Consider the following 10,384-nt stretch of genomic DNA (forward strand, 5'->3'; position numbering starts at 1 on the left):
AAGGGTACTTAAAAGTGCAAAATGCACGAAAAAACGCCCCGCAAATCTGCTGAACCCCAGTGATTTAATTTGTTTGTAACAATCCGTGGTGGAATTAATCAAATAATGAATCGTAATTCGCCTAGAAACGAGCAAGACGAGGTCCTTACCTATGTTTTGTTCCAAAAATAAATTTCTGACAAAACATGGTGACGACATCCTTTGGCGAACGATTGGCGAAGCCAATCTCCTGCACTAAAGTGCAGAGCCAAAGTAAAATGCGAGCCAAAGCTGTATTGAATCATACAGCGAGAGCTCGCATGACGTGGTATTGCGATGTTTTTCGGTGAATTACTTGGACGGGTTGAAGGAATCCTTCAGGCCAACCGTGCGGTTAAACACCAAGTGGCCCGGCTTGGAATCTTCGCTATCCAAGCAGAAGTAACCCTGGCGCATGAACTGGAAGCGGTCTTCGAGCTTTGCGTCGGCGAGGCTCGGTTCCACCTTGGCCTGCTTAATCACCATGGATTCCGGGTTCAGGTAGTCGTGCCAGTCTTCGCCTTCCGGGACCTGAGACGGGTCTTCGAGGGTGAAGAGGTTGTCAATCAGGCGCACTTCGGCGTCCACGGCGTGAGCAGCGGAAACCCAGTGGATGGTGCCCTTGACCTTGCGGCCATCGGGAGTTTCGCCACCCTTGCTCAGCGGGTCGTAGACGCAGTGAATCACCTTCACCTTGCCGTCGGCGTCCTTTTCGACGCTCTTGCAAGTCACGAAGTAAGCACCCTTCAAGCGGACTTCGCCTTCCGGCTTCAAGCGGAAGTACTTCTTCGGCGGTTCTTCCATAAAGTCGTCGGCTTCGATGTAGAGTTCTCCGCTGAACGGAACTTGGCGCGTACCGGCGTTCGGATCGTTCGGGTTGTTCTCGACTTCGATCATTTCGACCTTGCCGGCTTCCCAGTTGTCAATCACGAGCTTGACCGGATCGATTACGGCCATCACGCGGTTGGCGGTCTGGTTTAATTCTTCGCGGATGCAGAAGTAGAGCAAGTTCACGTCGACCATGGAGTCGGCCTTGGAAACGCCGATACGGTCGCAGAATTCGCGGATGGAACTCGGGGTAAAGCCACGGCGGCGGTAACCGCAGACCGTCGGCATACGCGGGTCGTTCCAGCCCATCACGGCCTTCGTCTGCACCAGTTCCAACAGCTTGCGCTTACTCATCATGGTGTAGGTCAGGTTCAAACGGGCAAATTCAATCTGCTGCGGGCGGTTGTCGAGGCCAAGCTCAATCAGGAACCAGTCGTACAGCGGGCGGTGCGCTTCAAATTCAAGCGTACAGATAGAGTGCGTAATGCCTTCGATCCAGTCGCTGAGCGGGTGCGCGAAGTCGTACATCGGGTAGATGCACCACTTGTCACCGGTGCGGTGGTGGGTGCAGTGCTTGATACGGTAGATGACCGGGTCGCGCATGTTCATGTTCGGGCTAGAAAGGTCCACCTTGGCACGGAGGCACTTTTCACCATCGGCATACTTGCCGTCGCGCATTTCGCGGAAGAGCTTCATGTTCTCTTCGACGCTGCGGTCGCGGTAGGGGCTCGGACGGCTCGGCTTACCGGCGTCATTGCCGCGGTATTCCTGCATTTCGTCGCGGGTCAGGTCTTCTACGTAAGCCTTGCCCATTTCAATCAGCTTTTCGGCAAAGGCGTAAATCTGGTCGTAGTAGTCGCTGGCGAAGTATTCGCCGCCCTTCCATTCAAAGCCGAGCCACTTCACGTCTTCGCGGATGGAGTCCACGTATTCCACGTCTTCTTTGGTGGGGTTCGTGTCGTCAAAGCGCAGGTTCGTGACGCCGCCGAAATCCTTGTACTTGTTTGCAGTACCGAAATTCAGGCAGATCGATTTGGCGTGTCCGATGTGGATGTAGCCGTTCGGTTCAGGAGGGAAACGGGTGTGCACATTCTTGCGCTTGCCCGTAGCGAGGTCGTTAACGATGATGTCCTGTACAAAATTCGAAGATTCAGGGATTTCCATGGTTAATCCTTTAGTTTTTAACGCTGGAAAATATAGTAAAATGGTTATTCGTCTCCGAAGAACCAGTCGCGGTCATGGCAGACAATGGTGGTGTGCGTTGTTCTGTTAGCGATGACTGCGATTTTGTCTATATCGGTGCAAGCGGGCCCATTTTCAAGTTTTGAAAAAAGTTCTCGGTCTTCATAGTCGACCCATGATTCATTTTTACAGATGTAGCCGGCTTTTTCTTTATTTAAGTATACAATGACGCCCTCTAAGGCCGCCTTACAGGAGTATTGCGAAGTCTTGTGGATGTCTTTGGAATCTTGGATGGAATCGGACGAGGCGTCGGTAGAGCCTTTTCCGCCGCAGGCGGCAAGTAAAAAGGCTGCCGAAAGAATGCTGAATAAAGATTTCATGAATGTTCTTGCATCATGACGATGCGTTTTACTTTCTCATACTTTTGCCAAAACCGCGGCTATTGCTATTACGGTTGCTGTTCCCGCTGTTGCGGTTGTTATGGCTGCTGCGGGAATCGTCGTAGTTTTTCTGGCTGCTACGGGTAGTCTTGATGTTGCCAAAACCTTGATTGTTGTTTTGGTTGTTGTCATCTTGCCAGTAATTGTCCTTGGTGGTCTTGACCGTTGCAACCGTGTTCGGGTGGGCGGCTGCATTATGAATTTCGGCTTTGCTCCTCGGTGCCGTGCTGTGGTTCATGGGGACCTTCACGGGCCTGCTCGGAGGAGGCGTATAGGTGTCGTGCCTTGCCGGTGCCACATAGTGGTTGTTCCTGGGCTGCGGAGGCGGATTGTGATGGCGCGGTGGGCGCGGCGGCAGAGGCCTGTTGTGGTACCAGCGGTAGTCGTGCACGTAAATCAAGTGCGTATCCCATTCAAAGCGGCTTGTGCCCCAACCCCAAGAATCGTAGTAAGTACCGACCCAAACGCCGCTGCGGTAACGGAGTCCAGGGTAGCCGTTCGAATAAACGTAGTATACCACGTGCGGGTTGTAAACGGGAACGTAAACGTATTCCTTTTGTACAGGTTCGATGATGATCGTCTTTTCCTTGATGACCTTGACCTGTTCGTTAGTTTGTAAGTGACCGTGGTTATAGGCGGCGGTACGCATACGCTGCACGGCATCCATCACGGCCTCTTTTTGAGTGGCGACAGCGTCGCCCAACTGGTCTGTCCATACTTGGTATTTGGCCATGGTGGCAAGAACAGTCGGGAACGGAATCAGAGCCTGGACACTTTCGTCGTAGGGGAGGTCTTCGAGCTTGATGCGTTCGGCGAGTTCTTGACCTTTCAGGTGCTTGTTCTGGTTTGCCCAATCGGCAGCGCCCGGAATTTCATCGCCATGAACAGATGCCGCCAACACCTGCACCAGGAGCGGGTCAGGGTAAAGCGCAATCGTCGAGACGAGAGTGTCGAGTTCCGCTGCGGTGAACTGCTCGTTTGCGCGAGCGGAATTGGGCATACATAAAATGACTGCAAGTAAAAACCACAGCCAAGCGAACTTGGTCGCAAATGGAATAGCTAAACTTTTTTGAGCCTTCGAAGCGGTAAACATGTTTACCTCCTATAGCTTTAGGTTACTAATATTATACAAAAATTCTATGCTAATTAGATGCGAAAAAGTCGATTTTGGTTGCAAACAGGCATTTTTCGGGGATAAAATTCCCGCGTTGTAATTATCCATTATGGACGATTTTATTTTTACACGCTTCTTAAACGAAATTATGGTTTCGGTTTTGAGGGCGAAAATGCTTAAAAATGGCTAAAATGAGTTATAAAAAGGGTTAATTCTACTTAAATTTGGCCGTTTTGGGGTTTTGGAATGTTGTTAAGTTGCACAACACATTAACTAAAATTAACATAAATTCTTACACGTTTGAATCTATTTTTACAACAGATAGTTGGAGGCACTATATGGGCTATTGGGCTAAAATTATATCTGGCACGGCGCTTTTGGCGTCTTTCTCCTTCGCACAGACTTATGATCTGCCGATTATTTTCGTTGACACCAAGCAGAAATGTCTTGATAAGAATGTCACCGAGAAGATTCAGGCGACCATGCGCGTTTTGGATGGAAAGACGAACAATGTGGCGGACAGTGCCAAGGGTACTCTCTACGATATTGGCATCAAGGTAAGAGGCCAGTCTTCTGCAATGTTCCCGAAGCCGGGCTACAGCGTTGAAGTCCGCGACGACAAGGGCGAAGGCATGGACGTGAGCATGTTCGGGCTCCCGCCTGCCGATGACTGGGTTTTCCACGGTCCTTACGTTGACAAGAGTATGCTCCGTAACGCTCTCGCTTACTGGCTCTTTAGACAGGCGGGCCGTTATGCTCCCCGTACCAAGCATTTTGATCTGTACATCAACGGTGTGTACCGCGGCGTGTATGTGATGGTCGAAAAAATCAAACGCGGCAAGTATCGCGTGAATGTGAGCAAGCTTAAAGAAACCGATATCGCCGGCGATAGCCTTACCGGTGGCTACATTTGGGCTTTCGATAAGGTCGGCACCAACACGGGTGGCGGCGGTAGCAATAACCAGGGTGGTATTCAGGCAGAAGGTTTCAATACCTCCGATGGCTTGAACGTCATTTTGCACTACCCCAAGAAAGCAAACATTCAAAAGGAACAGGAAGAATACCTCAAGAAGTACCTGAACGATCTTGAAGCGCTGTTCAAGAACGGAAAGAATGGTGACGGCTTTGATAAGTACGTGGATCTCGGTTCTGCCGTTGACTACGTGTTGCATCAGGAAATTACCAACAATGGCGACTCCTACTGGTGCAGCTTCTTCTTGCACAAACCCAAGGACAAGACCAAGAACGGTGTGTTTACCGAAGGTAAGGTCACTCTTGGCCCGCCGTGGGACTTTAACCTCGCTATGAGCAATGGCGGCATGATGGGCTTTGGCGGTTCGGGCAACAGCTGGCAGATTGAAAGCAGCAGCAAGTCCGGTCAAGGTGGTATGTGGGGCATGGGCGGCGGCTCGTTGATTGCTCCCAAGTGGCTTACCGGCATGTGGAAGAGAAGCGATTACCAGAGCGAACTCAAGAAGCGCTGGGCAGAACTCCGCAGTGGCGTTTGGCATACCAAGGTCATGGATGCTTACCTGGATTCCATGAAGACATACCTGAAGAGTGCTGCCGACAGAAACTTCAAGCGCTGGCCGAATCTGGGTAAGAACAGTGGCCAGAACGATCCTGATCCGGAGCCGATGAAGTACTGCAACTCCAGCAGTGGCGGCTATGGCATGGGTATGGGCGGTAACAATGCCGATACTTGGGAAGGCGAAGTGGAACATCTCCGCAAGAAAATGAAAGAAAGAATGCAGTGGATGGACCAGCAACTCGGCTTTACGGAATCGTCTAGCCCGATCGTGACTCAGCCCGTGGACCCGAGCATTCATGAACCCGATTGGGAAAACGACAAGAAGAAGGATTCTATTCCCGATAACAATCCCCCGCAGGATATCGCTGATAATTTCAGCAGACTGTCTCCGACGAACTACTTTGACGTGAACGGTGACATGCTTGAAATCCAGACGAGCTTGGGTGGCACATTCGCTTTAATTGACCTGAATGGTACGGTCTTGTACAAGACTCGAATCAAGAAGGGTCTTACGACCATGAAGATTCCGGGCAAGGCGAAGAATACGCATTGGATCGCAACACTCAACGGGAAGATGCTCGGTCGCTAATAGAATTTAAGAATGGGGGAGGGGTGTTTATGATTCGCCTACCTAAGTTATTACTCTGTACAGCAGCGCTGCTTTTCGCAAGCGCTGCTTTTGCGCAAACATATGACCTGCCGCTGATTGTCGTGAATACGAAAGGCCAGAATCTTGCGAAAGGTGCCGACAAGATTCCCGGCGAAATGCGCATCGTGGATAACGGCTCGAATACGCTTTCGGATTCTTCGAAGGTCGATAAAATTGATATCGGCATCAAGATTCGCGGGCAGACTTCTGCGGACTTTCCGAAGAAGGGCTACGGCGTAGAGCTTCATGACCCGACGGGGCAAGACACGAGTCTTAAGGTTCTCGGCATGCCCAAGAATGCGGACTGGGTATTTCATGGCCCGTATGTGGACAAGACTCTTATTCGTAACGCGCTGGCACACTGGCTTTACCAGAGAACGGGACGTTACAGTTCTCGCTTCAAGTTCTTTGAACTCTATTTGAACGGCCAGTACAAGGGTGTCTACGTGCTTCTTGAAAAAATCAAGCGCGCCAAGGCCCGTGTGCATATCGCAAAGCTCAAAGATGAAGATACTAGTGGCGATGAATTGACTGGTGGCTACGTGCTCAGTATTGACAAGGTGGAAAATAACTCCACGAGCGGTCTCGATAAGGAGGGCTTCAAGAGTAAAGATGGTTCGCCGGTTGTGATGCGTTCTCCGAAAAAAGAGAACACGACCAAGGAACAGCAGGACTACATCAAGAACTTCTTTAACAAGATTGAATCTACTTGTGACAACGGCGATGTCAACAGCAACGGGTGTTCCGATATTTTGGACATTGATGCTGCTGTAGACTACATTATGCACGAAGATGTCACCAACAATACAGACGCCTATATTTGCAGCTTCTACATGTTCAAAGATAAAGACAGCAAGGGCGGCAAGTTACAGTTGGGCGCTCCTTGGGACTTTAACCTTGGATTTGGAGCCTACCAGCGTGTAGGTGGCGAAAAGGCCGAGGGCTGGCGTGTTCCGCAGAGCGCAAAAGGCGGTTCCGGCGATTGGTTTGTGGCTAAGTGGGTGCAGAATCTTTGGAACAACGATGGCTTCCAGAAAAAATACAAGGAACGCTGGAAAGAATTGCGTAGTGGCGTTTGGCATACCAAGAACATCGATCATTTTATCGATTCGCTCAAAACCGTTCTGAAAAAGGCTGCTGACCGCAACTTTGAACGTTGGCCGAATCTCGGTCAGGCGAGCGGTACCTGCGATGCCGACCCGATGGATTCCAATGGCGGAAACAATGGTGGCAACAACGGCAACCCGTGGGGTGGTGGCATGTGGGGCGGCGGCATGGGCGGCTTCTGCATGGGCATGAAGATGAACTACTACAATGAACCCACGTGGGATGCCGAAATCGAACACTTGCGTAAGTATGTCAAGCAAAGGTTTTCGTGGATTGACCAGCAGGTCGGTTTTAGCGAACCATCGGCACCGGTAGTCACGGAGCCTCTTATTATTGATGACTGGACCTATTACGACAAGGTCGCCGAGGATGACGATCCCGGCTCAAGCGTTTCTAACCCGCCTCCTTCGGCCATCAATTCTTATTTGAGTATTTCGCGCTTGAACTTCTATAAGCTGGATGGCCGCTTAATGACTGTCCAAAGCGAAAAGGGCGGCTTGCTTAAGCTTTTGGATTACAACGGCCAAGTGATTTTCCAAAAGAGGATTCGTGCTGGAGTAGAAAGCGTGCAACTTCCGTATAGTCTAGTTGACAAGACCTGGATTACAACGCTTAATGGAAAACTTTTGAGCCGCTAAGTTACAGATAATGCTTGACCTTGTTTACAGGGTCAAGATTTTCTTTTGGGGGCTTGGGCACATAAATCTTGACGGCGTACACGTAGTGGTCGGTTTCGACCAGGATGTCGCCTTCTTGCATGTCTTCGTTGATGTCAATTTCGATTTCTACACCGTCGCGGGCGATGCGGCGGATAGAATGTTCCTTGAGCTCGTGACGCTCGAACAGGACGTCGATAACCTTCTTGTAGGTGCCGTGATGAATGGTGCCCAGAATGCTATTGCAAATCATTTATAATTCCCGTATTAAACCGCATCCATGGTGTCGACCTGGTTTACGATTTCAGTGACGGTCGCAATATAGCTATTTATGCTGTCGATGAAGGCCCTTTCGTTTCGGCTACTGATGGGAGCGCGGAGTGCGGGGTAGGCGCTAAAGATTTGCTGGTGGTTTTCGGGGTAGGTCTTGTGGAGCAAGTAGTAAACCCCGTACATAATCGGAAGAAGTGTTGCGTTGGCGCGGGCGAAGAATCCGAGCGGATTGCGGTCTTGCTGCAAGTAAATGTAGGCTTCGCGCAGGTGAATCAAAAGTCCGCGCAGTTCGCGTTCGCATTCCAGGCGCAGGCATTCCGCATTCGGCTGGTAATTGGGCAGCGGCTTTGCACCGGCAAGAGCGACATTTCTGTTTGCAATGTGCAAGAATTCCAACGGAAACACGTCTTCGGATGTCTGGATTTCTTTAAGCGTAAAGAAGTAGCGAAATTCGATGTTTTCTTTCTTGGCTTCGCGCAACAGGTTCTGCAGGGGCTTGATGCTTGCGGTCGAGTTGTCGCGCAAGATAAAACTTATAGTCCAAGGGCTTTCCAGGGCGTTGAAACCTTCGACCAGGCAATCGCCGTGAATGAACGCTGAAATCAGGTTGTCGCCCAAGGCTTGCTGCAGCATGCCGGGCCAGTTGGATCTTTGAAGTTCTACGATGCTCAGGTTCTTTTTCATATTAACCTCACCAGGAATTCCGGTTTCCGAATCCGCTGTTGCCAAATCCACTTCCGAATCCACCGCCAAAGCCACGCGGGCTGCTTCCGAATCCGCCTCCGAATCCGACTTCTGGTTCGTCTTTCTTTTTGTTCTTGATGGCGCCGCCGAACAGGAACCAGAAAATTCCATTGCCGCGGCCGCCGCTGAATTTTGCCATCAGCAGCAAGAATGAAACAAAGAGAATGAATAGAATCATGAGCGAGGAAACGCTGTTTTCTCTAAGCTTGTACGGGGTTTCGTCGATGTTAAGCTTTTTGCCTTTGTATATTTTGAAAAATGTCCTATGTCTTCTAGTAAAAAAGAGATTATTGAATAATGAAAAATTTGAAGTATTATATTTAGATTTGGACAATTTTAAAGCATATAATGATACATATGGATTTTTAAAAGGTGATGAAATAATAAAATTTACAGCAAAAACTATATCAAAACATGTCCATAGTGGTGAAAGTACGAATTGCTTTGTAGGGCATATAGGTGGAGATGACTTTGTAGCAATAGTAGATGGAAACGAAAACTATGAAGAAATATGCCAAAATATAATTATAGAATTTGATACAAAAGTATTAGATTATTTTAATGAAACAGATAGAAAAAGGGGTTATGTGGAAGTACCAAATAGAAAAAATATAATAGAACAATTTCCATTAACTTCAATATCAGTAGGTGTTGTTGTTGTATATAGTGGAAGATTTAAAAACACCTTAGAAATAGGAGAAATAGGAGCACAAGTAAAGCACTTAGCTAAAATAACACCAGGAAGTGCATATGTTATAGATAAAAGAAAGGAATGAGTTTTGTACTCATTCTTTTTTTTCACACTTGTACAAAAATCGACATATTATATTGTAGTACGAGGTGAAAAAATGAACTTTAAAAAAGGATATATGGTTGCAAGAAAATCATATAACAAAGATATCATATTTATAATAGAAAAGATAATTAAGAAAAGAAATAGGCAAGATTATGCTATTTTAAATGGACTTACTGTAAGAATAAAAGCAGATGCACCAATAGAAGATTTAGAAATAGTAAGTAAAAAAGAAGTAGAAGAAAAAATTAAAGAATTCGAAGATGTAATAAAAAAGCGTGCTGAAAATCTAGATAAAACGAGCAAAAAAGGATTTAAAAGATATAAAGAGATAATATATACAGGTAAAATACTACATCTAGATGGTGACAGAAGGTATATGGAAAAAGCTATAAGATATTATGAAAAATTAGGCTTAAAGGCAATTGTTAAAAATGTATCTGAATCGAAACAGCAATATGTAATAAAAAATTTGCTAGAAAAATATAATCCTGACATATTAGTGATAACAGGGCATGATTCTATGCTAAAGAAAGGAGCAGATTATAATAATATAAATAATTATAGAAATTCTAAATACTTTATTGAATCTGTAAAAGAAGCTAGAAAATATGAACCAGATATGGATAAACTGGTTATATTTGCTGGGGCATGTCAAAGCTTTTTTGAGGCAATAATGATAGCTGGTGCAAATTTTGCGTCATCTCCAGGTAGAATTTTAATAGATTTTGTAGATCCTTTAATTGTGGCTGAAAAAGTAGCTACAACAGATAAAAATAAAATTGTAACAATAAATCAAATAATAAAAGAAATAAGAGAGGGCTCTGCCGGGATAGGAGGAACGTCAGCAGAAGGGAAAAGAGAGAAAATTTTGATTAATTAGCAAATATTACATTTATATTACATAATTGTAATATAAATGTAATATTTGGATACTGATAAAAGCAAAACACTACAGCACCAACAGATACAGCACATTTACATCAACTTACTTTTTTTGACATTTTATGTAAAAAATGCTATAATTTGTCTATCAAAATAATAGAGAA

General features: G+C 46.9%; 10 protein-coding genes. 4 read left to right on the forward strand and 6 right to left on the reverse strand.

Annotated elements, in window-relative coordinates; genetic code table 11:
• Positions 1-330: 330 nt before the first annotated feature.
• Genes QZN53_RS01530 through QZN53_RS01540 form a run of 3 tightly spaced genes read right to left on the reverse strand, consistent with a single transcriptional unit; the run spans position 331 to position 3,561 of the window.
• The gene (locus tag QZN53_RS01530) at positions 331-2,010 is read right to left on the reverse strand and encodes a glutamine--tRNA ligase/YqeY domain fusion protein (protein ID WP_163436970.1); all 1,680 of its coding nucleotides are present in this window, start codon (positions 2,008-2,010) and stop codon (positions 331-333) included.
• Positions 2,011-2,054: 44 nt separating this feature from the next.
• Entirely contained in the window at positions 2,055-2,408 is a 354-nt protein-coding gene (locus tag QZN53_RS01535) for a hypothetical protein (RefSeq protein ID WP_163436971.1), read from the reverse strand.
• Between the two features lie 28 nt (positions 2,409-2,436).
• Positions 2,437-3,561, reverse strand: coding sequence for a DUF3300 domain-containing protein (locus QZN53_RS01540; protein ID WP_163436972.1), 1,125 nt, complete (start codon positions 3,559-3,561; stop codon positions 2,437-2,439).
• A 359-nt stretch (positions 3,562-3,920) separates the two neighbouring features.
• On the opposite strand from QZN53_RS01540, the gene QZN53_RS01545 reads away from it, so the two are divergent.
• A complete protein-coding gene (locus QZN53_RS01545; RefSeq protein ID WP_163436973.1) occupies positions 3,921-5,702 on the forward strand; it encodes a CotH kinase family protein in 1,782 nt (593 codons plus the stop codon).
• A 29-nt stretch (positions 5,703-5,731) separates the two neighbouring features.
• A complete protein-coding gene (locus tag QZN53_RS01550) occupies positions 5,732-7,507 on the forward strand; it encodes a CotH kinase family protein (protein ID WP_163436975.1) in 1,776 nt (591 codons plus the stop codon).
• Position 7,508: 1 nt separating this feature from the next.
• Here the strand turns inward: QZN53_RS01550 and QZN53_RS01555 are convergent, their stop codons facing one another.
• Genes QZN53_RS01555 through QZN53_RS01565 form a run of 3 tightly spaced genes read right to left on the reverse strand, consistent with a single transcriptional unit; the run spans position 7,509 to position 8,681 of the window.
• Entirely contained in the window at positions 7,509-7,778 is a 270-nt protein-coding gene (locus QZN53_RS01555) for a hypothetical protein (protein ID WP_088657500.1), read from the reverse strand.
• A gap of 14 nt (positions 7,779-7,792) precedes the next feature.
• Positions 7,793-8,482 carry a hypothetical protein gene (locus QZN53_RS01560; RefSeq protein ID WP_163436976.1) on the reverse strand — a complete coding sequence of 230 codons (690 nt, stop codon included), beginning with the start codon at positions 8,480-8,482 and terminating at the stop codon, positions 7,793-7,795.
• Between the two features lie 7 nt (positions 8,483-8,489).
• Complete coding sequence (locus tag QZN53_RS01565) at positions 8,490-8,681, reverse strand: hypothetical protein (protein ID WP_163436978.1); 192 nt, start codon at positions 8,679-8,681, stop codon at positions 8,490-8,492.
• A gap of 25 nt (positions 8,682-8,706) precedes the next feature.
• On the opposite strand from QZN53_RS01565, the gene QZN53_RS01570 reads away from it, so the two are divergent.
• Together QZN53_RS01570 and yabG are read left to right on the forward strand one after the other, a co-directional pair.
• Positions 8,707-9,318: a GGDEF domain-containing protein gene (locus QZN53_RS01570; RefSeq protein WP_205428106.1), complete on the forward strand. Its 612-nt coding sequence runs from the start codon at positions 8,707-8,709 to the stop codon at positions 9,316-9,318.
• A gap of 72 nt (positions 9,319-9,390) precedes the next feature.
• On the forward strand, positions 9,391-10,218 hold the full coding sequence (gene yabG, locus QZN53_RS01575; RefSeq protein WP_163436982.1) for a sporulation peptidase YabG: 828 nt from the start codon (positions 9,391-9,393) through the stop codon (positions 10,216-10,218).
• The last annotated feature ends 166 nt before the right edge of the window (positions 10,219-10,384 follow it).

It is taken from the genome of uncultured Fibrobacter sp., from assembly GCF_900316465.1.
In the GTDB taxonomy this organism is placed as follows: Bacteria; Fibrobacterota; Fibrobacteria; order Fibrobacterales; family Fibrobacteraceae; genus Fibrobacter.

Coding starts and splice junctions, on each gene's coding strand:
- QZN53_RS01530 (WP_163436970.1), bottom strand. CDS start 2,010: ATGGAAATCCCTGAATCTTCGAATTTTGTACAGGACATCATCGTTAAC.
- QZN53_RS01535 (WP_163436971.1), bottom strand. CDS start 2,408: ATGAAATCTTTATTCAGCATTCTTTCGGCAGCCTTTTTACTTGCCGCC.
- QZN53_RS01540 (WP_163436972.1), bottom strand. CDS start 3,561: ATGTTTACCGCTTCGAAGGCTCAAAAAAGTTTAGCTATTCCATTTGCG.
- QZN53_RS01545 (WP_163436973.1), top strand. CDS start 3,921: ATGGGCTATTGGGCTAAAATTATATCTGGCACGGCGCTTTTGGCGTCT.
- QZN53_RS01550 (WP_163436975.1), top strand. CDS start 5,732: ATGATTCGCCTACCTAAGTTATTACTCTGTACAGCAGCGCTGCTTTTC.
- QZN53_RS01555 (WP_088657500.1), bottom strand. CDS start 7,778: ATGATTTGCAATAGCATTCTGGGCACCATTCATCACGGCACCTACAAG.
- QZN53_RS01560 (WP_163436976.1), bottom strand. CDS start 8,482: ATGAAAAAGAACCTGAGCATCGTAGAACTTCAAAGATCCAACTGGCCC.
- QZN53_RS01565 (WP_163436978.1), bottom strand. CDS start 8,681: ATGGCAAAATTCAGCGGCGGCCGCGGCAATGGAATTTTCTGGTTCCTG.
- QZN53_RS01570 (WP_205428106.1), top strand. CDS start 8,707: ATGAATAGAATCATGAGCGAGGAAACGCTGTTTTCTCTAAGCTTGTAC.
- yabG (WP_163436982.1), top strand. CDS start 9,391: ATGAACTTTAAAAAAGGATATATGGTTGCAAGAAAATCATATAACAAA.